At 58.3% G+C, this 25,177-nt stretch carries 23 protein-coding genes; 17 read left to right on the top strand and 6 right to left on the bottom strand.

The features are described from left to right. Window positions 1-147: 147 nt before the first annotated feature. The gene (gene uvrB / locus ACO0LO_RS21080) at window positions 148-2,241 is read left to right on the top strand and encodes an excinuclease ABC subunit UvrB (protein WP_422967087.1); all 2,094 of its coding nucleotides are present in this window, start codon (window positions 148-150) and stop codon (window positions 2,239-2,241) included. A 16-nt stretch (window positions 2,242-2,257) separates the two neighbouring features. Here uvrB and ACO0LO_RS21075 read toward each other — a convergent pair whose 3' ends face one another. Beyond that, on the bottom strand, window positions 2,258-2,581 hold the full coding sequence (locus ACO0LO_RS21075) for a low molecular weight protein tyrosine phosphatase family protein (protein WP_422967085.1): 324 nt from the start codon (window positions 2,579-2,581) through the stop codon (window positions 2,258-2,260). Window positions 2,582-2,748: 167 nt separating this feature from the next. On the opposite strand from ACO0LO_RS21075, the gene ACO0LO_RS21070 reads away from it, so the two are divergent. Continuing rightward, a complete protein-coding gene (locus tag ACO0LO_RS21070) occupies window positions 2,749-3,330 on the top strand; it encodes a DJ-1/PfpI family protein (RefSeq protein WP_422967084.1) in 582 nt (193 codons plus the stop codon). A gap of 76 nt (window positions 3,331-3,406) precedes the next feature. Beyond that, entirely contained in the window at window positions 3,407-3,766 is a 360-nt protein-coding gene (locus tag ACO0LO_RS21065; protein ID WP_422967083.1) for a ribbon-helix-helix domain-containing protein, read from the top strand. 114 nt (window positions 3,767-3,880) lie between these two features. On the opposite strand, the gene cphA (ACO0LO_RS21060) is transcribed toward ACO0LO_RS21065, so the two are convergent. Together cphA (ACO0LO_RS21060) and cphA (ACO0LO_RS21055) are read right to left on the bottom strand one after the other, a co-directional pair. Next, window positions 3,881-6,466 carry a cyanophycin synthetase gene (cphA, locus tag ACO0LO_RS21060; protein ID WP_422967081.1) on the bottom strand — a complete coding sequence of 862 codons (2,586 nt, stop codon included), beginning with the start codon at window positions 6,464-6,466 and terminating at the stop codon, window positions 3,881-3,883. Window positions 6,467-6,639: 173 nt separating this feature from the next. Beyond that, window positions 6,640-8,820: a cyanophycin synthetase gene (gene cphA, locus ACO0LO_RS21055; protein ID WP_422967079.1), complete on the bottom strand. Its 2,181-nt coding sequence runs from the start codon at window positions 8,818-8,820 to the stop codon at window positions 6,640-6,642. A gap of 441 nt (window positions 8,821-9,261) precedes the next feature. Between cphA (ACO0LO_RS21055) and ACO0LO_RS21050 the strand changes: the two genes are divergently transcribed. Then, window positions 9,262-11,532, top strand: a complete 2,271-nt coding sequence (locus ACO0LO_RS21050) for an ABC transporter transmembrane domain-containing protein (protein WP_422967078.1) — start codon at window positions 9,262-9,264, stop codon at window positions 11,530-11,532. 2 nt (window positions 11,533-11,534) lie between these two features. After that, window positions 11,535-12,008 carry a DUF1854 domain-containing protein gene (locus ACO0LO_RS21045; RefSeq protein WP_422967076.1) on the top strand — a complete coding sequence of 158 codons (474 nt, stop codon included), beginning with the start codon at window positions 11,535-11,537 and terminating at the stop codon, window positions 12,006-12,008. 32 nt (window positions 12,009-12,040) lie between these two features. Here the strand turns inward: ACO0LO_RS21045 and ACO0LO_RS21040 are convergent, their stop codons facing one another. Further along, window positions 12,041-12,580 carry a cysteine hydrolase family protein gene (locus ACO0LO_RS21040; protein WP_422967074.1) on the bottom strand — a complete coding sequence of 180 codons (540 nt, stop codon included), beginning with the start codon at window positions 12,578-12,580 and terminating at the stop codon, window positions 12,041-12,043. A 30-nt stretch (window positions 12,581-12,610) separates the two neighbouring features. Further along, window positions 12,611-13,132, bottom strand: a complete 522-nt coding sequence (locus ACO0LO_RS21035; RefSeq protein ID WP_422967072.1) for a GNAT family N-acetyltransferase — start codon at window positions 13,130-13,132, stop codon at window positions 12,611-12,613. Window positions 13,133-13,282: 150 nt separating this feature from the next. Between ACO0LO_RS21035 and ACO0LO_RS21030 the strand changes: the two genes are divergently transcribed. Further along, window positions 13,283-14,452, top strand: a complete 1,170-nt coding sequence (locus ACO0LO_RS21030; protein WP_422967070.1) for a toxin-antitoxin system YwqK family antitoxin — start codon at window positions 13,283-13,285, stop codon at window positions 14,450-14,452. A gap of 13 nt (window positions 14,453-14,465) precedes the next feature. On the opposite strand, the gene ACO0LO_RS21025 is transcribed toward ACO0LO_RS21030, so the two are convergent. Further along, window positions 14,466-15,284, bottom strand: a complete 819-nt coding sequence (locus ACO0LO_RS21025; RefSeq protein ID WP_422967068.1) for an IclR family transcriptional regulator domain-containing protein — start codon at window positions 15,282-15,284, stop codon at window positions 14,466-14,468. A gap of 179 nt (window positions 15,285-15,463) precedes the next feature. Between ACO0LO_RS21025 and ACO0LO_RS21020 the strand changes: the two genes are divergently transcribed. The 11 genes from ACO0LO_RS21020 to ACO0LO_RS20970 all read left to right on the top strand — a co-directional run bounded on the left by ACO0LO_RS21020 (window position 15,464) and on the right by ACO0LO_RS20970 (window position 24,870). Continuing rightward, window positions 15,464-16,150: a 3-oxoacid CoA-transferase subunit A gene (locus ACO0LO_RS21020; RefSeq protein ID WP_422967067.1), complete on the top strand. Its 687-nt coding sequence runs from the start codon at window positions 15,464-15,466 to the stop codon at window positions 16,148-16,150. Further along, window positions 16,147-16,809, top strand: a complete 663-nt coding sequence (locus ACO0LO_RS21015) for a CoA transferase subunit B (RefSeq protein ID WP_422967065.1) — start codon at window positions 16,147-16,149, stop codon at window positions 16,807-16,809. The genes ACO0LO_RS21020 and ACO0LO_RS21015 overlap by 4 nt, the downstream gene beginning before the upstream one ends. 134 nt (window positions 16,810-16,943) lie before the next feature. Next, window positions 16,944-18,146: a 3-oxoadipyl-CoA thiolase gene (gene pcaF, locus ACO0LO_RS21010; protein ID WP_422967063.1), complete on the top strand. Its 1,203-nt coding sequence runs from the start codon at window positions 16,944-16,946 to the stop codon at window positions 18,144-18,146. A gap of 37 nt (window positions 18,147-18,183) precedes the next feature. Continuing rightward, a complete protein-coding gene (locus ACO0LO_RS21005; RefSeq protein WP_422967061.1) occupies window positions 18,184-19,545 on the top strand; it encodes a 3-carboxy-cis,cis-muconate cycloisomerase in 1,362 nt (453 codons plus the stop codon). 66 nt (window positions 19,546-19,611) lie between these two features. Then, window positions 19,612-20,379 carry a 3-oxoadipate enol-lactonase gene (gene pcaD, locus ACO0LO_RS21000; RefSeq protein ID WP_422967059.1) on the top strand — a complete coding sequence of 256 codons (768 nt, stop codon included), beginning with the start codon at window positions 19,612-19,614 and terminating at the stop codon, window positions 20,377-20,379. A gap of 2 nt (window positions 20,380-20,381) precedes the next feature. Then, complete coding sequence (gene pcaC, locus ACO0LO_RS20995; protein WP_422967057.1) at window positions 20,382-20,795, top strand: 4-carboxymuconolactone decarboxylase; 414 nt, start codon at window positions 20,382-20,384, stop codon at window positions 20,793-20,795. Between the two features lie 142 nt (window positions 20,796-20,937). Continuing rightward, window positions 20,938-21,804 (top strand): branched-chain amino acid ABC transporter permease, encoded by an 867-nt coding sequence (locus ACO0LO_RS20990; RefSeq protein ID WP_422967056.1) that lies wholly within the window; start codon window positions 20,938-20,940, stop codon window positions 21,802-21,804. Beyond that, window positions 21,801-22,817: a branched-chain amino acid ABC transporter permease gene (locus ACO0LO_RS20985; protein ID WP_422967054.1), complete on the top strand. Its 1,017-nt coding sequence runs from the start codon at window positions 21,801-21,803 to the stop codon at window positions 22,815-22,817. Before ACO0LO_RS20990 ends, ACO0LO_RS20985 begins: the two co-directional genes overlap by 4 nt. Continuing rightward, a complete protein-coding gene (locus tag ACO0LO_RS20980; protein ID WP_422967052.1) occupies window positions 22,814-23,587 on the top strand; it encodes an ABC transporter ATP-binding protein in 774 nt (257 codons plus the stop codon). Before ACO0LO_RS20985 ends, ACO0LO_RS20980 begins: the two co-directional genes overlap by 4 nt. Beyond that, complete coding sequence (locus ACO0LO_RS20975) at window positions 23,580-24,284, top strand: ABC transporter ATP-binding protein (protein WP_422967050.1); 705 nt, start codon at window positions 23,580-23,582, stop codon at window positions 24,282-24,284. Before ACO0LO_RS20980 ends, ACO0LO_RS20975 begins: the two co-directional genes overlap by 8 nt. Window positions 24,285-24,507: 223 nt before the next feature. Continuing rightward, window positions 24,508-24,870 carry a YXWGXW repeat-containing protein gene (locus ACO0LO_RS20970; RefSeq protein WP_422967048.1) on the top strand — a complete coding sequence of 121 codons (363 nt, stop codon included), beginning with the start codon at window positions 24,508-24,510 and terminating at the stop codon, window positions 24,868-24,870. Window positions 24,871-25,177 lie beyond the last annotated feature (307 nt).

Raw genomic sequence — 25,177 nt, 5'->3', positions numbered from 1 at the left:
TGTCATGCAAGCAGGTAACCGTACTTCATAAAGCAGCGAATCTTGTAAATTCGCAGACCAAACATAGCCCTGTGCAGCAGATTGATAAATCTGAAATGAATCAGAGGTTCCACATTCCAAAGCGTATTTTAGCAAAGGTAAGACTAAATGGCTGATTTATCAGAAGTTTCCAGCAATGCCGACGAGGCAAAGTTCGTGACTTTCCCCGATTCGCCGTACCAGCTATGCCAGCTGTTCCCGCCTGCGGGGGATCAGCCGCAGGCGATCGACAAACTGGTGGAGGGCATAAAAGACGGACTGTTCTTCCAGACCCTGCTCGGTGTGACCGGGTCCGGCAAGACTTATACGATGGCAAACGTGATCGCACGCCTTGGCCGGCCTGCGATTATTTTTGCGCCCAACAAGACGCTGGCGGCGCAGCTGTACAGCGAGTTCCGCGAGTTTTTTCCGCGCAATGCCGTCGAATATTTCGTCAGCTACTACGACTACTACCAGCCCGAAGCCTATGTGCCACAGCGTGATCTTTTTATTGAAAAAGATTCCGCGGTCAATGAACATATTGAACAGATGCGCCTGTCCTGCACCAAGTCGCTGATGGAGCGGCGCGACGTCATCATCGTCGCCACCGTCTCGGCGATTTACGGTATCGGCAATCCCAATGAATACCATCAGATGATCCTGACCTTGCGGGCCAAGGACAAGGTCAGCCAGCGCGATGTGATCGCGCGCCTGATCCAGATGCAGTATTCGCGCAATGAAGTGGATTTCGGCCGCGGCACCTTCCGCGTACGCGGCGATACCATCGACATCTTCCCGGCGGAACACGCCGAGCTGGCAGTGCGGGTAGAGATGTTTGACGACGAGATCGAGAACCTGCAGCTGTTCGACCCGCTTACCGGCCGCATAAGGCAAAAGATTCCGCGCTTTACCGTCTATCCTGGTTCCCACTATGTGACGCCGCGCGCGACCGTGTTACGGGCCATCGAGACCATCAAGGATGAGCTGCGCGACCGCCTTGAATGGTTCCGCAAGGAGAACAAGCTGATCGAAGAACAGAGGTTGGAACAGCGCACCCGCTTCGACCTGGAAATGATGACCGAGATCGGCTTTACCAAGGGCATCGAAAACTATTCGCGTCACCTGAGCGGCGCGCAACCGGGAGAGCCGCCGCCGACGCTGGTGGACTACCTGCCGGCCGATGCCTTGATGTTTCTCGATGAATCGCATGTGCTGACGGGCCAGCTGAACGGCATGTACAACGGCGACCGCGCGCGCAAGACCAACCTGGTGGATTACGGTTTTCGCCTGCCCTCAGCGCTGGATAACCGGCCGCTGAAGTTTGAGGAATTTGAAAGCAAGCTGAGGCAGACGGTATTCGTCTCCGCCACGCCGGCGGATTACGAGAACAAGCATTCCGACCAGGTAGTGGAGCAGGTAGTGCGGCCTACCGGGTTGGTGGACCCGATGATCATCGTGCGTCCTGCGATGACGCAGGTGGATGACCTGATGTCTGAAATCAGCATGCGCGTCAAAAAGAATGAACGCGTGCTGGTGACGACGCTGACCAAGCGCATGTCGGAGCAGCTGACCGAGTTCCTGGGCGATAACGGCGTCAAGGTCCGCTATCTGCACAGCGACATTGATACAGTGGAGCGGGTAGAAATCATCCGCGATTTGCGCCTGGGCACCTTTGACGTGCTGGTCGGCATCAACCTGTTGCGCGAAGGGCTGGACATCCCCGAAGTATCGCTGGTAGCGATTCTGGATGCGGACAAGGAAGGGTTTTTGCGTTCGGAGCGCAGCCTGATACAGACGATAGGGCGGGCAGCGCGTAACCTGAACGGTATGGCGATTTTATATGGCGACAAGATCACTGATTCGATGCGCAAGGCCATCGATGAAACGGAGCGCAGGCGCAACAAGCAGATCGCCTTTAACCTGGCCAACAACATCACGCCTGTCGGCATCAAGAAGCAGATCAGGGATCTGATCGACGGCGTCTATAGCCCGCAGGAAGCCCGGGAAGAACTGGCCGTGGCGCAAGAGCATGCCAAGTATGAAATGATGAGCGAGAAGCAGATAGGCCGCGAAATCAAGCGCCTGGAAAAGCTGATGCTGGACCATGCGAAAAACCTGGAGTTCGAAAAGGCAGCGCAGGTGCGCGACCAGTTGGGGCATCTGAAAGAGCAAATTTTCGGACCGGGCGGCCACGACAATATTGCGTCGCTGGCCGGCAGGTAGCTGCAGCGCTGGCGTGTTATTTCAATAACCCGCCGGCCCGCGATTCCAGCAGGGTAATTAACTCAGGTTGCATAAACGTATAGTTGTCCGGAATTCCCAGGCAAACTATTTTCTCGCCCTTCAGATGGCGCCCGAACTGGCGGTTCAGCTTTCTGCGGTGCGCTTCCTCCATGACCACTATCAGCGTGGCCCATTCCAGCTGGTCGCCGGACAGCGGCACCACCGCATCGTCGGCCAAGCCGGCGGAGTCTGTTTCCACGTCCGGCCAGCGCGCGAAAACCTGTTCGGCGGTGGGGCTGCGCAATTTGTTGCGACTGCAGATAAAGAGTACGCGTTTCATGATCTGTATCTGGTATTTGGCGTTGGCGGATCGTTAAATTAAAGCATGGTAGCTTGCGTCTTGGCAATCCCATGATATAACAAAGCCCGATGTAGTAACCGGCAATTACCCGCCGCGTCGAGATCGGATGAACAATGGTATTTCCCTAAAAACATACAGGAGATATCATGGCTGCGAAAAATCTTTTATTGCTGGTCGGCGATTTTGTCGAAGACTACGAGACCATGGTGCCTTACCAGGCGCTGCTGGCGGTGGGCCACAATGTGCATGCGGTCTGCCCGGACAAGAAAGCCGGCGACTACGTTGCCACGGCTATCCATGATTTCGAAGGGCAGCAGACTTATACCGAAAAGCCCGGCCACCGTTTCAACATCACCCATGATTTCGACAAGGTGGAAGCCGGCAACTATGATGGCCTAGTCATTCCCGGCGGCCGTGCTCCGGAATACCTGCGGCTTAATCCCAAGGTCATTGCGCTGGTGCGGCATTTTGCCGAAGCGAAGAAGCCTATCGCTGCCGTTTGCCATGGCGCGCAGATACTGGCGGCGGCTGGCGTGCTGGAAGGCGTGCATTGTTCGGCCTATCCTGCCTGCCGGCCCGAAGTGGAAGCCGCGGGCGGCACCTATGCCGATATCGCCGTCACCGATGCGGTAACCGACCGCAACTTCGTCACCGCTCCCGCCTGGCCCGCGCATCCGGCCTGGATAGCGCAATACCTGAAGTTGCTGGGCACGGAAATCTCCTTGTAGCGTTGCAGACGGCGGGCGGGCAAGCAGGGGTATATAATTTCAGCCTGCCTGCAAGCCTGTCCTCAAGGAGTGCTTCATGTGTGAAATTTTCGTCAAAGCCGATCCGGCGCTGTATGAGTCCAAGGCCCGTTCCATCCGCCTGCATGGTGCGGTCACCTCTATCCGCCTGGAAAACCTGTTCTGGCACGTGCTGCAGGAAGTTGCCGAGCGCGACGGCATGAACGTCAACCAACTGATTACCAAGCTGTATGACGAGCTGGTCGAATATCGCGGCGGCGTCGATAATTTTTCTTCTTTCCTGCGGGTATGCTGCCTGCGCTACCTGTCGCTGATGGTGGACGGCCATATTTCCACCGATAAAAACCTGCCGCTGGCAGGTGCGCGCGCCACGGCCGTGCCGGCACTGGAGAGCTTTCTGGCGATGCATGGTCGCTGAACTTTTGCGTGAACCGCTGCATGAATGAAAAATGCCGGACTCGTGAATGAACTGAGCCCGGCATTTTTTTTGTGCTGCAAGTGCGATGTACTATCAGCGTGATGCTGTCGCCACTCAGGCAGAGGCGGGCTGCGCTTCCGCAATCCGTTTGGCAATGTGCGCCAGCGATTCTTCCACTTGGTCGATCAGGATCAGGCACAGGTCGCCTTCCGACAGTCTGTCCATCGCGGTATCAATCGCGATGAATTCGCCGTTGATCTCATCCACCAGCTTGGTGCGGCGCGCATTGGCAAGACCTTGCCTCAGCAGCGCGACTACTTCGCCATCGGCGCGGCCGCGCTGGCATTGATCCTGGTACAGCACTACATCGTCAAACGCATCGCCGAGAATTTCCGTCTGCTGGCGGATGTCCTGGTCGCGACGATCACCGGCGCCGCTGATGACCACGGAGCGGTGTTTGCCCGGCATGCTTTCTACCGCGCGCACCAGCGCCAGGATGGCGTCCGGATTGTGGCCATAGTCGGCAATCAGCGTGGCGCCGCGGTAATTAAATACATTGAAGCGGCCCGGTGCATTGTCGCTTTCATTGGCAAACGACCTCAGGCCGGCACGAATGGCATCCCATTCTATGCCCACGCCCCAGGCGGCGGCTACTGACGCCATCACGTTTTCTACCTGGAAGCCTATGCTGCCGTTACGGGTAATCGGGATGTCCGCCAGCGGGACGATATGCCTGGCCTTGCCTTGGGCCGCGACCAGGTTTCCACCCTCGACGTAGACCACGCGATGGCCGCGGGCCCGGTGCGCAGCCATTTCAGGGAGCTGTATATCGGCGGCGAAGAAGGTGACGGAGCCACGGCAATTGGCAGCCATGCCGACAACGATGGGGTCGGCGGCATTCAGCACAGCAACGCCGCTGTCGGCAACGTTTTGCACGATCACGCGTTTCAGTACTGCGAGGTCTTCCACGGTAGTGATGTAGTTCAGGCCCAGGTGATCGCCGGAGCCTATGTTGGTGACTACCGCAACCTGGCAGCGGTCGAAGGCCAGGCCTTCACGCAATACGCCGCCGCGCGCAGTTTCAAATACGGCGGCATCGACGTCGGGATGCAGCAGCACGTTCCTGGCGCTGCGCGGGCCGCTGCAATCGCCGGAGTCGATCTGGCGGCCTTCTATGTAGACGCCGTCGGTATTGGTCATGCCGGTGCGCAGGCCGCTGGCTGTCAGCAAATGCGCAATCAGGCGCACGGTGGTGGTTTTGCCATTGGTGCCGGTGACAGCAACGATGGGAATGCGGCCGTCTTCACCGTCTTCAAACATCGCGGAAACAATCGCTTCGCCGACCGGGCGGCCCTTGCCGTAGGATGGGGACAGGTGCATGCGCAGACCAGGTGCCGCATTGACTTCGACGATGCCACCGTTCTGGTCTTCGATAGGCTTCAGCACGCTGTCGGCGACCAGATCCACACCGCAGATATCCAGACCGACCATTTGTGCCGCAGCCACGGCGCGTGCCGCCACAGCCGGATGCACGTCATCGGTCACGTCGGTGGCGGAGCCGCCGGTGGACAGGTTGGCGTTGTTGCGCAGAATGACGCGCTGGCCTTTCGGCGCAATGGAGTCGGCCACGTAGCCCTGTTTTGCCAGGCTGCCCAATGCGATATCGTCAAAGCGTATCTTGGTCAGCGAGGTTGCGTGGCCGCTGCCGCGGCGCGGATCCTTGTTGACCTGTTCCACCAGTTCGCGCACCGAATGCACGCCGTCACCGACCACTTGCGGCGGATCGCGGCGCGCGGCGGCGACCAGCTTGTTGCCGATCACCAGCAGGCGGAAATCATTACCCGGCAGATAGCGTTCCACCAGGATGTCGTCGCGGAACTCTATCGCTGCCGCATAGGCGGCGTTCAGTTGTTCGCGGGTGGTGACGTTGACCGTCACGCCCTTGCCCTGGTTGCCGTCCTTGGGCTTGACTGCGACCGGCAGGCCGATTTCGCAGGCGGCTGCCCAGGCGTCATCCACATCGGTGACGGAGCGGCCCAGCGGCACCGGCACGCCGGCGGCATGCAGCAGCTTCTTCGTCAGTTCCTTGTCCTGTGCGATGGCTTCGGCAATGGCGCTGGTGCCGTCCATTTCCGCTGCCTGTATCTTGCGCTGTTTGCTGCCCCAGCCGAATACCACAAGGCTGCCTTCGGTCAGGCGGCGGTAGGGGATATTGCGATCCACCGCTGCTTGCACGATGGAGCCTGTGCTGGGCCCTAGACGCACGTCTTCGTCCAGGTCACGCAGTTGTGCCAGCGCACCTGCGAGGTCGAAGGGTTTGTCTTCCAATGCGGCGCGGCACAGGGCTTCCGCCAGTTCCAGCGCCAGGCGGCCTACCGATTCTTCGGTATATTCGACCACAACCTGGAAAATGCCGGGTTCCAGTGTTTGCGTGGTGCGGCTGAACGTGACGGGGCAGCCAGCCTGCGCCTGCAGGCCAAGGGTCGTCAGTTCCAGTACATGCGCCAAGGGGATCGCGTCGTTGTGGCCTGTGGGCTGCAGGGGACTAATCTCGGGGAAGCGGGCACGCAGGCGGACCTCAAAACCGGGCAGGTCGCCCACCGAAAGTTCCGCATTGCTGCAGGTGACGATGGCCTCGACGGCGGTATGATGGCTCCAAAGGTTGGGGCCTCGCAGTGCCCGTATGCGTGATACTTCCATAAAACTTGATCCTCTATATCGATGCTGTCAAAAGCCGCTGGTGCCGTCGCATTTTGATGATCCATGATGCGCGGCGATGCTGCTTTTTAAAACCTGGTTGCTAACACTGTTTACGGAAGGCTCCTGCCGGTCAACGGCAAAAGCCACACCCTTCAGTTTGTTGAGTAAAAATATCAGTAATCCGTTTTCTTCGGATTGGAGTCGAAAGTCCGGAGACCTGCGCCTATCAGTTCTGGTGTAACGTCCAGCGCCCAGGCTGCGGCTACCGCTGCGATGACACTTTCCGGCTGTGCTGCCTTGGCCGGCTTCAGCGAAGATAACGGCAGCAGCGCGGTTTCTTCCGTGCCGCTTGCCAGCACGATGCTGCTATCGCGCAAAAAGACGACACGTTCGCCGGCGGCGCGATGCCTGACGATGGCTTCCAGTTCCGGGTCCTGGCCGTAGAAAATGACCTTGCCGTCGCACAGTTCCGCCAGTTCTACCACGCGCGCGTCGGCGGCGTTCAGCACGGCTGCGCCGTGCGGCAGGATCACGTCCACCTGCGTGCGTACGACGTTGAACATCTGGTCGCCTTCGTGGATATAAAACTCGGCCAGGTCTTCATGGCCGTCCATATCCGTGACCACGCCCACAGTACACTTGTCGTAAGGCAGGCCCTCGGCCAGTATCATGCGGGCATTGCTTTCAAATACCGCCGCCTGTACGGAGCGGTTCAGCAACAGCCTTTGTCCCGCGTCCCAGTCGATGGAATTGCCCTTGACGACCTGGCGGCCATCCAGGTACAGGCCCTGGCCGCAAGCCACGCCGACATGCTTGCCGGTGATTTGCAGCATTGCGGCAACTAGGCGGGAAATCAGGCTGGTGCCGTGCGTACCGGTTACGCCGACTACCGGAATGCGGCCGCTTTCTTCATCTGCGAACAGGTGGTTGATGATGGCAGTGCCTATCGGGCGGGGTTTGCCTTCGGCCGGCTTCAGGTGCGCGAGCAGGCCGGGGCTGGCGTTGACTTCTATGATGGCGCCGCGCTGCTCTTCCAGCGGACGCGAAATGTCTTCCGCCACCAGGTCGATGCCGGCAATGTCCAGACCGACCACGCGCGCTGCGAGTGCTGCTGCATAGGCAATGCTGGGATGGATATCATCGGTGACGTCAATGGCAACGTTGCCGTTCGGCTGAATCAGCACTTTCTGTCCGGCGACCGGGATGGAGTACGCCGTCAGGTTCTGCCTTTCCAGTTCCAGGATAATTTCTGCGCCTTTTTCCGGCGCCAGCGCATTCAGCGGCGAATCTTCGCCGGTGCCGCGGCGCGGGTCGGTATTGATCTGGCTGTCCACCAGTTCAATGATATTGGAAGTGCCGTCGCCGGTGACCCACAGCGCTTCGCCCTTGGCGGCAGCGATCACATTCTTGCCGACCACGAGGATACGGTGTTCGTTGCCGGTGATGTAGCGTTCCACCAGCACGCTCTTGCTGTCACCCTTGCGGCTGGCTAGGTGGTACGCAGCTTCCACATCGGCCTGCGTCATCAGGTTCAGCGATACGCCGCGGCCATGATTGCCGTCATAGGGTTTGACAACGACCGGCAGGCCGATGTCCTGCGCTTCTTCCCATGCTTCTTCGGCACTGCGCACCAGGCTGCCTTCCGGCACAGGCACGCCGCAGGATTGCAGCAGGGATTTGGTCAAGTCTTTGTCGCTGGCGATGCTTTCGGCAATCGCGCTGGTGCGGTCGGTTTCTGCGGTCCAGATGCGGCGCTGGCTGGCGCCGTGGCCCAGTTGCACCAGATTGCCGTCCGTCAGGCGGATGGATGGGATGCGCCTCTCCGTAGCGGCATCGACGATATGCGCGGTGCTGGGGCCCAGACAAAGCGAGTCCACCATGTCGCGCAATGTCGCGACTTTGGCGTCGAGGTCAAACGGCGTGTCGTTGATGGCGGCCATCAACAGGTCGCGGCCAACATTCAGCGCTGCACGGCCTACCTGCTCCTGGCGCGTGCGGAAGGCCATCTTGTAGATGCCGCGTTCGCTGGTGGAGCGGGTTTTGCCGAAGCCGGTGCGCATGCCGGACAGGTTTTGCAATTCGAGTACAACATGTTCCAGCACATGGCCGGACCAGGTGCCTTCGCGCAGGCGTTCCAGGAAGCCGCCGCGTTCGCCGACGCCGCAGCGGTGCTCTATGAGACCCGGCAGCCATGCGATCAGCCGTTCATACAGGCCGGGAAGGGTATTGGAGGGAAATTCTTCCAGCTCGCCTATATCCAGCCACGCCTCAATCACCGGGCGGTAGGTCCAGATATTCGGTCCGCGCAAATGTGTTACACGGAGAAATTCGATGTCTTTCTTCTTCGTCGTCATGTATTTATTTTCTTGATAACAGAATAGTTGATAAACGACTATCCCTTAAATCTTTAGAAGCTTCTTTCAGTATGCAAACCCGCAGATTGCCTGATTGCCGGCGTTTTGCCCAAGCTACGGCAGCAATTGCGGTGAAAAAATCTTCGCAGATGAATTTCAGGGGCAATGCAGGCCAATTTTCTTGGCGGAAACAAGGACGTCCCGAAACTCTTACTGTATACTTGCGCTTTTAGCGCAAACCCAATTTATCGTCCCGGTCAGGCTGAGGTCTGATTACTTTCTTTCGATAGAATACCGTAAATTGCTGCTGTAGTGCCATGTCAACGAGACTCGCCCGCCGGTCGTTAGCGATACGGAACGGTCAAGAGCCGCCGGATCCCTTAATTTTTCACTATCTCAGTCCCTACCCGGGCCAGACATCGGGCATAAGCCCGTTTAATAATGACAACTACTCAAATAAGTCCCGACCATCCTCTCAACTTGCTTCCCGAACGCTGGCGTTTGGACCTGGAAAAACAACTTGCCGCACAGGAAAACGTTTTAAGTGCGGTAGAGGTTGACCTGGACATCAAATTGCATTTCGTCAAAGGCCTGATCGTTGTCACCGACCAGCGCCTGTTGAGCAAGGCGCCCGGCGAGACGGAATGGAAAGACTGGGCGTATGCCGCCACCGGCGGCTTGCAGCTTAAACATCATGACCATGCAGGCGTTGGCCACCTGGAGTTGATGAATGACAAAGGCCGGCTGGCCAGCTGGCGTTTCACGCTGGGCCAGAATTTGCTGGTGATCCGTTTGCTGGACCAGTTCAAAGAGCAACTGCAAAGCCGCTTGACAGGCAGGCCGGTGCAGCCGGTGGAGCAGAATGTGTGCCCCAGTTGCAAGGCCGTACTGGAGCCGGACCAGGAAGAATGCCCGGTCTGCACCAAGGTCATCTACACTCCGCCTTCCACATGGACGCTGTTCCGGCTGTGGCGTTTTGCCAAGCCCTACCAGTGGCAACTGCTGACCGGTTTCGTGCTGATGCTGCTGAGTACGGCCGCGCACATGATCCCGTCCTACATTACGATGCCGCTGATGGACAATGTGCTGATTCCTTACCAGAGCGGAAAACCGGTTGATCCCCAGCTGGTGCCCATGTATCTGGCAGGGCTGGTGGGCGCAGCTTTCCTGGCCTGGGTGCTGGGCTGGGCCAAGACTTATGTGCTGGCGCTGGTATCCGAGCGCATCGGCGCCGACCTGCGCACTGCTACCTATGAGCATTTACTGAAGCTGTCGCTGGAATATTTCGGCGGCAAGCGTACCGGCGATCTGATGTCACGCATAGGCAGCGAGAGCGACCGTATCTGCGTCTTTTTGTCGCTGCACTTGCTGGACTTTGCTTCCGATGTGCTGACCATCATCATGACCAGTGTCATACTGTTCAACACCAATCCCTGGCTGGCGCTGATTACGCTGGCGCCATTGCCTTTCATCGCATGGATGATCCATATCGTGCGCGACAAGCTGCGTACCGGCTTTGAAAAGATAGACCGGGTCTGGGGCGAGGTTACCAATGTGCTGGCCGACACGATTCCAGGCATTCGGGTCGTTAAGGCCTTTGCGCAGGAAAAGCGCGAGGCAACCCGCTTCCGTGAAGCGAACAAGCACAACCTCGCGGTCAACGACAAACTGAACAAGGTATGGTCGCTGTTTTCTCCTACCATTTCCTTCCTGACGGAACTGGGCCTGCTGGTGGTCTGGGGCTTCGGCATCTTTTCGGTGTCCAAGGGTGAAATCACCGTAGGTACGCTGACGCTGTTCATTGCCTACAGCACGCGCTTCTACGGCCGGCTGGATTCGATGAGCCGCATTGTGTCGGTTACGCAGAAATCGGCTTCCGCCGCAAAACGGATTTTCGATATCCTGGACCACGTGTCCAGCGTTCCCGATCCGGCGCAGCCTGTGCACCTGAAGGAAGTCAAGGGGCAGATAGATTTGCGCGAAGTTGGTTTCCGCTATGGCAACCGCGCAGTCAATCGCGGCATCACGCTGTCGATCAAGCCGGGCGAGATGGTAGGCCTGGTCGGCCATAGCGGCTCGGGCAAGAGCACGCTGGTCAACCTGATTTGCCGCTTCTACGATGTCTCCGAAGGCGCCATCATGCTGGACGGCGTGGATATACGCTCGTTCCCGGTGGCGGATTACCGCCGCAACATCGGCCTGGTACTGCAGGAACCTTTCCTGTTCTTCGGCACGATTGCAGAGAACCTGGCCTACGGCAAGCCGGATGCCACACGGGAAGAGATCATTGCCGCAGCCCGTGCCGCGCATGCGCATGAGTTCATTTTGCGCCTGCCGCAAGGCTATGACTCCATGGTCGGCGAACGCGGCCAGGGTTTGTCCGGCGGCGAGCGCCAGCGCATTTCGATTGCGCGCGCCTTGCTGATCAATCCGCGCATCCTGATCCTGGATGAGGCGACATCATCGGTGGATTCCGAAACCGAGAAAGAAATCCAGAAGGCGCTGGACAACCTGGTCAAGGGCCGCACCACGATTGCGATTGCGCATCGCCTGTCCACGCTGCACAAGGCAGACCGCCTGGTCGTGCTGGACCGTGGGGTGGTGGTAGAAGAGGGCAGCCACGACGACCTGATGGCGCGTGAGGGCGCCTATTTCCGCCTGTATGAAGCGCAGGCGCGCAATGTGGATGTAGAAATGGCGGACGGAGAATAAGAATGGCGACTAGCAACTTTCAACTGAGCCGCAATGCATTCGGCCACCTGGTGCTGACGACGGAAGACGGCCAGGTTCATGAAAACGTCAGCCCGGTACGTGCCTTCCCGATACAGGCGCCGCAGGATGGCATCTCCATGGTGCTGACTGATGGCAAAGAGGTGGCATGGATAGACCGCCTGTCCGATTTGCCGGAAACCAACCGCCTGTTGCTGGACGAAGAACTGAGCGGGCGCGAGTTCATGCCGGAAATCTCGCAGATCGTCAGCGTGAGCAGTTTTGCCACGCCATGCACCTGGCATGTGAAAACCGATAGGGGCGATACCGAATTCGTGCTGAAAGGCGATGAAGACATACGCCGCATAGGCGGCCGTGCATCCTTGCTGATCTCGGACAATCACGGCATCCATTACCTGATCCGCGACATGTTTGACATCGACAAGCACAGCCGCAAGATATTGGACCGCTTCCTATAGGTTATCCCTAGCCAGCCCTCGTTATACAGCCACTAGGGGCCGAACCGGATATCCGCGGCATTGACCGCGGATATCACCGGCCCGAAACTTCCGATATCCGCCAGCGTGGCATTATGGTGGGCGCGTATCTGTGCGGCCGTGGCATGCGTCTTGTCGTGCGTGGTATGCGCGTCGGCGGCGATGGTCACAGGAAAACCCAGCGCGGCGGAACGGCGTGTCGTGGTGTCGACGCAGAATTCGGTCGCATAGCCGCATAGCACCAGTTCTTCTACATTCATCGATTGCAGCAATTCCTCCAGGTCTGTCTTCAGGAAAGAATCTGGCGTGGTTTTGCGGATGTGGTGGTCGGTGGGGGCTGCCTGCAAGTGCCGCTCCAGATCCCAGCCGGGCGTGCCGTATTGCAGTTCCCCGCCTGCAGTTTCGTGATGGACGAAGATGACCGGTACGTCAGCCGCGCGCGCCCTGGCAGTCAGCGAGTTGATGCGGGAGATCACTGCGTCCGCATCCGCCGGCCTTGGCTCGGCATCAAACAGGCCCCGTTGAACATCGATGACGATGAGGGCGGATTTCATGATCATTCCTCTCTGTTGAGTGTGCATTGTCTAAGTGGCCGCCGGGTAGTGATAGCCGTACAGCCTGGTTTCCCTGGTCTCTCCTTTTAGCACCGTCAGCTTTTCCAGTGTAAACCCCAATTCTTCGAGCAGCCTCGAAGAAGCATGGTTGGCTGGAGAAGTGATGGCGGCCAGCTTCTTAAAAGCAAAGCGTTCCCTGCCGTATTGCAGCACGGCAGCGGCGGCTTCCCGTGCATAACCCTGGCCGCGGAATTGCGGTAAAAAAGCATAGCCGATATCGACATCTTCGAGAGAATCGCGTTTGATCAGTCCGCACAGGCCCGTGGGTGCGCTATCCACTCTCTGTTCTACGACATACAGGCTGAACCCCAGCTTTTGCTGCATCGCGATTGGACCGTTCTGCAGCGACTCGCGCGCGGCTTCAATGGTTTTCAGGCCTTTGTCCCCGATGTTCTTGATCCACGCGGGGTCATTGGTCAGGTCCAGGTAGAACTGTGCATCGTCCAGGTTCATCGTGCGCAAGCGCAGGCGTCCGGTTTCGAGAATGATCATGTTGCGGTTTTCCTTGATTGCCGAATCAATGTTTGCAGAGCTCGTTCAACTATTGTATCTTTGGTAAGCGAAATTTGACGAGAATTTTTTGTGCGGACTATGTGCAGCGCAAGCACAGGAAGCGTTTTCAACTTCTTCAGGATACATCCCATGTTGCTACAATCCCTCTTGCGTCTGTCTTTGCGTTTTTCTGTGGGCGGCATGCTGCTGTATTCCAGTGCGGCGCTGGCGATACAGGTCTGCGAGTTGAACCAGCAGCCGGTAGACCAGAACAACGGCTCTTCGACTGCCGGCAAGACAGGCATCATGCGCTGCAAGGAAAAAGAGTCCGGCGTGTTGATGCGGGAGCAGGAGCTGCGCAACGGCAAATTCGTGGGGCTGGTGCGTTTCTACAAAGACGGCAAGCTGGCGACTGAGTATATGGAAAACGAAAAGGGCAACCACGACGGCATCGCGCGTGAATTTGCGCCGAATGGACAGGTATTGCGGGAAGATATTTACGTCAATGGCCAGCAGACCGGCATCTCAAAAAGTTTTCATCAGAACGGCAAACTGCGGCGCGCCACTTTTTACGGCGACGACACAAGAGAGCAAGCCTATGCGGAGTTTAATGAAAGCGGGCTGCTGCGCGCCTTGCGCTGCGCGGACAAGCCAGTGCTGTCGCCGGTCGTCAACGATGCGACTTTATGCGGCTTCAGCAAATCACCGTCCAGGCTGGAATTTTTCAATGAAAAAGCTGAACTGCGCGCACGCGGTACTTACGAGGCCGGCAAGCGGATGCGTTTTGAGTCCATGGGGGATGACGGCAAGACTGCGCAGCTGGAAGAAAATACGGCGGACCGCCGCACCGAGCAGTTTTTCTCCAGAGAGGGTGTCAAGCGCAGGGAAATCGTGTCCAAACTCGGCGGAAAAACACCGGTCAAGGAAAGGCAGCAGGAATTTTCCGACAGCGGCACACTGGTCAGCGACAAGCAGTGGGTAGACGGCGATCTGCGCATGGAAAAGGTCTTCTACCTGAACGGGCAATTGCGCACCGTGTCTGAATACACAACAAGCGGCAAGCAGCGCAGCGTCGGCATCAAGAGTTATTACGACTCCGGCACGCTGGCCAGTGAAGAAACGTATCTGCGCGCGGGCGGCTACCAGCAGCAGGCGACGGGCACTCACAAATCCTATAACCAGCAAGGGAAACTGGTGGCAGAAACCAGTTACGACGAGCGTGGCCGCCTCAAGCATGAGCGCGGCTGGGATGAGGCTGGCAAGCTGGTCCGGGATGATGAGGTGTTTGAAGACGGTTCGCGCAAGGCCTACGCCAAATAAGCAGGTGGTGAACCTACGGCAGCATCGCCGACAATTCTTGCGCGCCACTCTGCAATACCGTCAGGAAATCCTCGCGCATGCGCTTGCTGCTGATCCTGGTGGCTTGCGCGCTGATGTTCAGCGCGGCGGTGACACGGCCTGATGCGCCGCGCACCGGCACCGCCATTGAGCGCAAGCCTATTTCCAGTTCTTCTTCTATGATCACATAGCCGTTCTGGCGGATGGCCGCAAAAATCTCCATCAGCTTGGCTTGCGATACGACTGTCCTGTCGGTATAGGCGCGCAGCGTCACATGGCTGAAATACTGGGCCAGCGCATCCTCAGGCATGTGCGCCAGTATCACTCTCCCCAACGACGTACAATAAGCCGGCAGGCGGCTGCCGACATTGAGCGCGACCGACATGATGCGCGATGTGGCGGAGCGTGACACGTAGAGCACTTCATTGCTGTCCAGTACCGCCAGCGAGCAGGATTCGTTCAGGATGCGGCTGATGTTGTTCAGGCAGGGCTGCGCGGAGACCGCCAGCGGCGTTGAAGACAGATAGGAGTAGCCGAGCGTCAGTACCTTGGGCGTCAGCCGGAAGTTGTGCGCTTCCGAATCGGCATAGCCGAGTTGCTTCAGCGAATGCAGGCAGCGCCTTACCGCAGCGCGCGGAATGCCGGTCTTGTGGCTGATCTGCGAGATCGTCAGCGTGCGTTGCTGGTCGCTGAAGGCGCGTATCACGGCAATGCCGCGCGCCAGCGAGGACATGAAATTCGGGTCGCCCGTCATCGCATCGATTTCTTCCGAAATGGTCGGGACGGATTTGGGAGACGGGCTTGAAGTAGACATATCGTTTCGATGATTTGTGCGGCGACCGCACACATTTGCTAAAACCTATATTGACGAATTCCGGCGTGCTTGCATACACTGGACCTGTTCTATAAACAAACATTAGTGCGATTATCGAACAAATTCAAGCGAAAAAAACAATTTCGTATGAATCTCCCCTAAAAGCCAAGAGGCAACAATTGATCAATAAGATAGTTGAGTCGCTGGAAGCGGCAGTCGCGAACATCCATGACGGTGCGACGGTCATGATAGGCGGATTCGGCAATGCAGGCATGCCTTCCGCGCTGATAGACGCGTTGATAGCGCACGGTGCGCGCGAGCTCACCATCGTCAACAATAATGCCGGCAATGGCGAAACCGGCCTGGCGGCACTGCTGAAAGCCAAAAGGGTGCGCAAGATTATCTGCTCTTTCCCGCGCCAGGCGGATTCGCAGGTATTCGATGCACTGTACCGCGCCGGGGAAATCGAGCTGGAGCTGACGCCGCAGGGCAACCTGGCGGAACGGATACGCGCTGCCGGCGCCGGCATAGGCGGCTTCTTCTCGCCGACCGGCTACGGCACGCTACTGGCCGAAGGCAAGGAAACCCGAGTGATAGACGGCAAGCACTATGTGCTGGAATCTCCCATTCATGCCGATTTTGCGCTGATCAAGGCGCTGCGCGCCGACCGCTGGGGCAATCTGGTGTACCGCAAGGCCGCGCGCAATTTCGGCCCCATCATGGCAATGGCGGCCAAATGCACGATCGCACAAGTCAGTGATATCGTAGAGCTGGGAGGACTGGATCCGGAAACTATCATCACACCGGGTATCTTTGTGCAGCGCGTCGTTCAGGCAAATGCCGGCCAGCCAGGAGAAAACAAATGACTTACCAGCGTTTAACCCGCGACCAGATGGCGGCCCGTGTCGCCCGAGATATTCCTGAAGGCGCCTACGTCAACCTCGGCATAGGTTTGCCGACCATGGTCAGCAACTACCTGCCCAAAGACAGGGAAATTCTGCTGCATAGCGAAAATGGCCTGCTGGGCATGGGGCCAACGCCGCCTGCGGGAGAGGAAGATGAAGACCTGATCAATGCCGGCAAACAGCCGGTGACGCTGCTGGACGGCGGCGCCTATTTCCATCACGGCGATTCGTTTGCGATGATGCGCGGCGGCCACCTGGATATCTGCGTGCTGGGCGCTTTCCAGGTATCGGCCAACGGCGACCTTGCCAACTGGCATACCGGCGCGCCGGACGCCATTCCAGCGGTAGGCGGCGCAATGGACCTGGCGATAGGCGCGAAGAAGGTGCTGGTCATGATGGAGCACCAGACCAAGCAGGGCGACAGCAAGGTTGTGCCTGAATGCACCTATCCACTGACCGGCATAGGCTGTGTGGACCGCATATACACCGACCTGGCGGTGCTGGACGTGACTTCCGAAGGGCTGGTCGTGCACGAAATGGTGGCTGGTTTATCATTTGATGAACTGCAGTCCATGACGGCAGTGCCGCTGATATCGGATTTTCAGAAAAAAGATGCGTAAAGCGGTTTGACTCGCCCCGCAATAAGATTTGCCGTGGCGATGTACGGTAGCGGCAGGTAATAGCAATATGCAGTAGCCGAGGGAGACAAGTCTCGGCGGCAAGTAAATAAACTCACCATAACGATTGCGAAAAAATGATTGATGCCTTTATCTGCGACGCGATTCGCACCCCCATAGGCCGCTACGGCGGAGTATTGAAAGACGTACGCGCCGACGATCTCGGCGCCATTCCGCTGCGCGCGCTGATGCAGCGCAATCCCAATGTGGACTGGGCCGCCGTGCAGGACGTGATTTTCGGCTGTGCCAACCAGGCCGGTGAAGACAATCGCAACGTTGCGCGCATGTCCCTGCTGCTGGCTGGCTTGCCGCTGGACGTGCCCGGTTCCACGGTCAACCGCCTGTGCGGTTCCGGCATGGATGCGGTAGGCATCGCCGCGCGCGCGATCAAGTCCGGCGAAACCGACCTGATGATTGCCGGCGGTGTAGAGTCGATGACCCGTGCGCCGTTCGTCATGGGCAAGGCCGATAGCGCTTTTTCGCGCAATGCGAATATCTTTGATACGACGATAGGCTGGCGTTTCGTCAATCCGTTGATGAAGGCGCAATATGGCGTCGATGCGATGCCGGAAACAGCGGAAAATGTCGCCACCGATTACCAGGTCAGCCGTGCCGACCAGGATATGTTTGCGCTGGCCAGTCAGAACAAGGCGTCGGCAGCGCAGGCCAATGGCACATTGGCTGAGGAAATTACTGCGGTCAGCATCGCGCAGAAAAAAGGCGATGCCATTGTTGTCACCCAGGATGAACATCCACGGGCAACGTCGATGGAGGCGCTGGCCAAGCTGAAACCGATCGTGCGTGCAGACGGCACAGTCACTGCCGGCAACGCCTCCGGCGTCAACGATGGCGCCTGTGCCTTGCTGCTGGCAAGCGGCGATGCGGCCAACAAACATGGACTGACTCCCAGGGCGCGTATCGTCGGCATGGCAACCGCCGGCGTGCCGCCGCGCGTGATGGGCATAGGCCCGGTGCCGGCAGTACAGAAACTGCTGCAGCGCCTGAACATGACAATAGACCAGATGGACGTGATAGAGCTGAACGAAGCATTTGCTGCACAGGGCCTGGCAGTATTGCGCCAGCTCGGTGTGCGCGATGATGATGCCCGCGTCAATCCGAACGGCGGCGCAATCGCGCTGGGACATCCTCTGGGCATGAGCGGCGCCCGCCTGGTGACGACAGCGATGTACCAGCTGCACCGCAGTGGTGGCCGCTATGCGCTGTGCACCATGTGCATAGGCGTGGGACAGGGCATCGCCATCGTCATAGAAAGAGTGTAAAGCACATGAATCAGGACCAGGATCAGGGCGAGCCGGTATGAAAAATAGCAGCATGCTCACCTCGCTGATCTCTTCCACCGAACCGATGCTGGCGGTGTTTTCAGATCACAACAGCATTGCCTGCATGCTGGATGTGGAGGCGGCGCTGGCGCGGGCCGAAGTCAAAAACGGCGTGATTCCCGAGCAGGCGCTGGCTGCCATAGAAGACGCCTGCGAAGTCGAGGCGATTGATTTCGCTTCGCTGGCGCATGCGGCGGCGAGTGCCGGCAACCTGGCGATTCCGCTGGTCAAGCAGCTGACAGCCAATGTCGCAAAGAGTAATTCGGAAGCGGCAAAATATGTGCACTGGGGCGCCACCAGCCAGGACGTGATGGACACGGCGCTGGTATTGCAGTTGCGCCAGGCGCTGGATCTGGTCGATGCGGATTTACAGCAACTGAATGCCGCGCTGGCAGAGCTGGCGCAGCGCCATCAACATACGGTGATGGTCGGCCGTACATGGATGCAGCATGCCTTGCCCATCACCTTCGGCATGAAGGTGGCCGGCTGGCTGGACGCCATGCTGCGCCACCGCGGGCGCCTGTCGGCACTGAGGGCGCAGGTGCTGGTTGTGCAATGCGGCGGCGCTGCCGGTACATTGGCCAGCCTGGCGGACAAGGCTGGTGGCGTGGCGGCGGCGCTGGCCGAAGAACTGGAATTGGGCTTGCCTGACATGCCCTGGCATGTACAGCGCGACCGGGTTGCAGAAGTGGCGACCGTACTGGGGTTGCTGGTAGGCTCACTCGGCAAGATGGGCCGCGATATTTCGCTGCTGAGCCAGACCGATGTCGCCGAAGTGGCAGAGCCGGAGCAGGCAGGCAGGGGAGGATCATCGGCGATGCCGCACAAGCGCAACCCGGTGGGCTGTGCCGTTGCGCTATCGGCCGCGGTGCGGGTTCCCGGCCTGGTGTCGACCATGCTATCCGGCATGGTGCAGGAAAATGAGCGCGCCCTTGGCGGCTGGCAGGCGGAGTGGGATACGCTGCCGGACATCATGCGGCTGACAGCCGGCTCATTGGCGCAGATGAAACAAGTGGCGGCAGGGCTGACAGTGGACACCGACCGCATGCGGCAGAACCTGGATGCCACCCATGGTCAGATCATGGCAGAGGCTGTCACGCTGGCGCTGGGCGGCAGCATAGGCCGCATGCCGGCGCACCAGCTGGTGGAGAAAGCTTGCCGTGAAGCCGGCAGCCGGCAACAGCACTTGCTCGAAGTGCTGGCGCAGGATGCCATTGTCACGGCCCACCTGTCCGCTGAAGAACTGGACAGGCTGATGGATCCCGCGCTTTACACAGGGCAGGCCGCCGCGTTTGTTGACAAGGTTCTGGCAACCTGGAGCGGCCGCCGCGAGGCCTGAGGGCTAGTAAAAAATAACATCAATAAGCCGGACGATTATCTTCCATAAAAATATTCAAGGATGACAATGATGACGACAGGACGTATCAACTACAAGCTGGAAGGCCGCGAGGATGCGCCGGTGCTGGTGATTTCCAATTCGCTGGGCACGACACTGGAAATGTGGCAGCCGCAGATGCCGGCCCTGCTGGAGCACTTCCGCGTGCTACGCTACGATACCCGCGGCCACGGATCCTCCTGGGTGACGCCGGCCCCCTACAGCTTTGCACAGCTGGGCGGCGATGTCATCGCGCTGATGGATGAACTCGGCATACAGCAGGCTTATTTTTGCGGACTGTCGATGGGCGGCATGACCGGCCTGTGGCTGGGCCTGCACCATCCGCAGCGTTTCCTGAAACTGGCACTGTGCAATACCGGCGCCAAGATAGGTGTGCTGCAAACCTGGAACACCCGTATCGACCAGGTGACGCGTGAAGGCATGGAAGCCATCGTGCCCATGGTAATAGACCGCTGGTTCACCAAGTCCTTTCAGGAAAAAGAACCTGAAAACGTCAAATTTGTCAGCGACATGCTGGCCAGCACGGACCGCATAGGCTATTCCGGCTGCTGTGCCGCCTTGCGCGACCTGGACGTGCGCGAGGAGATTGCCGGCATCAGTTTGCCGGTCATGGTAATCGCGGGCACGCATGATCAATCGACGCCGCCGCAAGACGGCAAGCTGATTGCCGAACGCGTACCCGGCGCCCGGTATGTGGAGCTGGATGCGGCGCACCTGTCCAACTGGGAACAGACTGACTTATTCAACCGGCATGTCATTGAATTCTTTAAGGGTTAAGCATGGACGAAAGTGAACGCTATAACAAGGGCATGGAAGTGCGCCGCGCGGTATTGGGCGACGCGCATGTGGACCGGACCAGAAAAAATATCAACGAACACAATGAAGAATTCCAGGAGCTGATCACCCGCTATGCGTGGGGCGAAATCTGGACACGCCCGGGCCTGCCGCGCCATACCCGCAGCCTGGTGACGATAGCGATGATGGTGGCGCTGAACCGTAATGAAGAACTGAAGCTGCATTTGCGCGCCGCCTCCAACAACGGCGTCAGCCGCGATGAAATTAAGGAGCTGCTGCTGCAGACAGGTATCTACTGCGGCGTTCCTGCGGCCAATTCCGCCTTTCACATGGCCGAAGAGATATTCAAGGCCATGGATGCCGAGGCTGCCAAGCTTACCGAATCGCCCGGTCTATAAAAAGCTTCACTGCAACAAGCCCTCCGCCTGCTAACAGCGGCTACCTCATCCAATGCAGGTGAGGGGGCTTTGTATGCGACATAAATATAACAAGGAGACAAGAAATGGATATTTCATCTAGGCTGCCGCAAAGGTTGCCATCATGTTAGGCAATCTCGCAGGCGTCTTATTCGACGGCATCGCTTATGGATCACTGCTGTTCCTGATCAGCGTCGGCCTGTCAGTCACGATGGGGCTGATGAACTTCATCAACCTGGCGCACGGCGCGTTTGCGATGGTTGGCGGCTATGTCTGCGTGGTGGTGATGAACCGGCTGGGCATTCCTTTCCTGCTATCACTGCCGCTGGCTTTCCTGGCCAGCGCTATTGTGGGCCTGGTGCTGGAGCGCGTGCTATATCGCCGGCTGTACAAGGCGTCACACCTGGACCAGGTGCTGTTTTCCATCGGCCTGACCTTCATGGCGGTTGCCACGGCCACCTATATCTGGGGCCCTACGCAGCAGCCGGTAAACTTGCCGGACTGGTTGCACGGGCAGGTATCGCTGCTGGGGCTGGACGTCGGTTCTTACCGCCTGTTCCTGATCGGTGTCGTCATCGTCATCACATCTGCGCTGGCCTATCTGATAGAGCGCACCCGCTTTGGCGCGCAGATACGCGCATCGGTCGATAACAGCGTGGCGTCCGCAGGCCTGGGCATCAATGTCAGCCGCGTATTTTCACTGACTTTTGCACTGGGTTCCGGCCTGGCGGGCCTGGGCGGCGGCCTGGGTATAGACGTGCTGGGGCTGGATCCCACTTTTCCCATCAAATACATGGTGTACTTCCTGCTGGTCGTCGCGGTTGGCGGCGCCGGCTCCATCAAGGGGCCGCTGGTGGCGGCACTGATCTTGGGCATCTTCGATGTGGCTGGTAAATATTACGTACCTTCCGTTGGCGCCTTTGTCATCTATGCATTGATGGTCGTCCTGCTGATTTTGTTTCCAGCTGGCCTGATGGGGAAAAAATCATGAGCCGACTGCAGAATCTGCCGCAACTTCCCAATGACCGCTGGACCAGGCTGGAGATTATCTTCTGGCTGATCCCGGTGGCATCTTTCTTCCTCTTCCCCAACTACCTGATCCTGGGTAGCCAGATACTGATCGTCGGCCTGTTGGCAGTATCGCTGGACCTGATCCTGGGCTATGCCGGCATAGTATCCCTGGGTCATGCCGCTTTCTTCGGGCTCGGCGCATATACTGCGGGGCTGCTGTCCGTGCACGGCTGGGGCGAACCTGTCAGCGGTTTGCTGGTGGCAGCGCTGGTAGCGGCGCTATGCGGCTTTCTGGTCAGCTTCCTCGTGGTGCGTGGCCATGACCTGACGCGGCTGATGGTGACGCTAGGCGTCGGCCTGATGCTGTATGAAGCAGCCAACAAGGCATCTTTCCTCACAGGAGGTGTTGACGGCTTGTCCGGCATGGCGATGTGGAAACTGCTGGGTTTTGAATTTGACCTGAACGGACAGACCGCCTACTGGTACAGCCTGATCGTGCTGTTTGTGCTGTTTGTCGTATTGCGGCGGCTCGTGCATTCGCCCTTCGGGCTAAGTTTGCGCGGCATCAAGGAAGGTGGCAAGCGCATGCCGGCGATAGGCGCCAACGTCAACCGTCAGCTGGTCACGATCTTTACCGTCAGTGCAGGCGTTGCCGGGGTTGCCGGCGCCTTGCTGGCGCAGACCACGCAATTTGTAGGGCTGGATGTACTGGGTTTTCCGCGTTCTGCCGAACTGCTGATCCTGCTGGTGCTGGGCGGCAGCGGCCGCCTGTACGGCGGGCTGATCGGGGCCGCGGTGTTCATGATGGCGCAGGACTATATTGCCGGCATCAACCCAGCCTACTGGCAATTCTGGATAGGCCTGTTGCTGGTGCTGATCGTGCTGTTTGCGCGAGGCGGTGTGCTGGGCGGACTGGATAAGCTCTATCTGCATGTCAGCGCGCGGTTTGGCAAGACTGGCAAGGTCGGCAAGACAGGAGGGCCGCAGGCATGAGTGAAAAAACAATCGCGAAGTCCATTGCATTGCGGACCGCAAATCTGTCCAAGCAGTGGGGCGGCTTCAAGGCCAATACCGACATCTCGCTGTCCTTTGAGCAAGGCAGCCGCCATGCGCTGATCGGGCCGAATGGCGCAGGCAAGACTACCTTCATCAACTTGCTGACAGGATCCTTCCCTGCCACTAGCGGTGAAGTTTTCCTGGGTGAGGAAAACATCAGCAAGCTGCCGCAGCACGAGCGAGTGAAGCGTGGCATGACACGCACCTTCCAGATCAATACGCTGTTTGCCGGCCTCAGCGTGCTGGAATCTGTCGTGCTGGCCATCTGCGAGCAGCAGGGCATCAGCCGCCGCTGGACCTCTACCGTCGCCAGCCAGCACGCTGTCATCGATGAAGCGATGGCGCTGCTGGCCAGCCTGAAGCTGGAACAGGATGCGGGCCAGATCACTTCCAGCCTGCCTTACGGCAAGCAGCGGCTGGTGGAAATTGCGCTGGCCCTGGCCACTAAACCCAAGGTGTTGTTGCTGGACGAGCCGGCCGCCGGCATCCCTTCCGCAGAAAGCGCGGAGCTGTTTGACGTTATCGCCAAGCTGCCGCGCGACGTCACCATCCTTTTTATCGAGCACGATATGGGCCTCGTTTTCCGTTTTGCCGAAAGAATTACCGTGCTGGTTGGCGGCAAGGTACTGGTGGAAGGAACGCCTGCTGAAATTGCTTCCGATCCGCGCGTGAAGGAAGTCTATCTTGGGGAGTCTGAACATGACTGAGCTGCTGAGGATGGACAATGTGACTGCCGGCTATGGAGATTCCATCGTGTTGGAAGATGTTTCCTTCAGCATGCAGCAGGGCGACAGCCTGGCCCTGCTGGGCCGCAATGGCGTTGGAAAATCGACGCTGCTGGTCAGCCTGATGGGTTTCACGCGGCTGCATGGCGGCAAAATATCATGGAAGGGCAAGGACATCAGCCGTGTCGCGAGCTATCAGCGCGCCCATGCCGGTCTGGGCTGGGTACCTCAGGAGCGCTTCATGTTTCCATCGCTGACGGTGGAAGAGCACCTGAGCGTGGTAGCGCGGCCGGGGCCCTGGAATATCAAGAAAATCTATGACATATTCCCGCGCCTGCAGGAACGCCGCAGCAATATGGGCAACCAGTTGTCCGGCGGCGAGCAGCAGATGGTGGCAATCGCGCGCGCGCTGATGACCAATCCCAGCCTGCTGCTGCTGGACGAGCCCATGGAGGGTTTGGCTCCCATCATCGTGCAAGACCTGGCAAAGGTGATACGCCGCCTGATCACCGAAGAAGGTCTGGCGGTGATCGTAGTGGAGCAGCATGCCAAACTGGCGCTGTCGATGACCAGCAAGGCGATCGTCCTGGAGCGCGGCAGGATCGTGCACCAGTCCGATAGCGCCAGCCTGATCAAGGATACGGATACGCTGAGCAGGCTGGTTGCCGTGGCCGCCTGACGGCGATTGCAGGCATCGTTTTCCTTTGTGGGAAACGATGCATGTTGATGGAACGTCCATTCCTGAATGCACCGGGACTGTCTTGCTGGCGCCCGCCGTAACAGCGAAAAGTGTCCCTCGCAAGCAATAATGTTTCTTTCAGCACTATGCTAGCTAGCGCACATATCTTCTTTATCGGTAGGGGTATAAATACCATACCAAAGTCCTGATAAGGAGAATCATAATGATGAAAAAAATTCTTTTGGCAGCGATGCTGACAGCTTCCCTGGGAGCCATGACCATGCCTGCCAGTGCAGAAATAGTCGTCAGGGTTGCACCTCCGCCACCACGCAGCGAGCCCATACCGGAAGCGCGCCGCGGTTTTATCTGGGTTCCCGGACATTGGGACTGGCGCGGCAATCACCACGTATGGGCACGTGGCACATGGATACGCGAACGCCACGGCTATGTGTATCAGGAACCGCGCTGGACCGAGCGTGAAGGCCGCTGGTACTACCAGCAAGGAAACTGGGGACGCGGCGACCGCGACCATGACGGTGTGCCAAACGCAGTCGACAGGGCACCGAACGATCCTAACCGCCGTTAAACCTTCCGCAGTATCTAGATAGCCGGAAATAAAAAAAACCGGCATCTGTAAAATTTACCCGTTCTATTAAAATGTAGAAAATTCATCCAATTGTTAAAATCCCTCAATATCGCATTGAGGGATTTTTTTTGTGAATACCGTGCCAAAGAATGTTGATTGCACTGAAAACTAACTCACTTTTGGACTGAACCCCTTGGGCTGGACCAATCGGGTTTCCAGATTTAAGCCGCTTGCCGAGCGAGTTGTGCTTCGAATTTATTGGGTGATTGATAGCCTAGCGCCGAATGCATTCGCCGTTCGTTATAAA

The sequence above is a fragment of the Undibacterium sp. TJN25 genome, from assembly GCF_049339885.1.
GTDB lineage: Bacteria > Pseudomonadota > Gammaproteobacteria > Burkholderiales > Burkholderiaceae_D > Undibacterium.
This window is presented reverse-complemented; position numbering and strand designations above follow the sequence as displayed.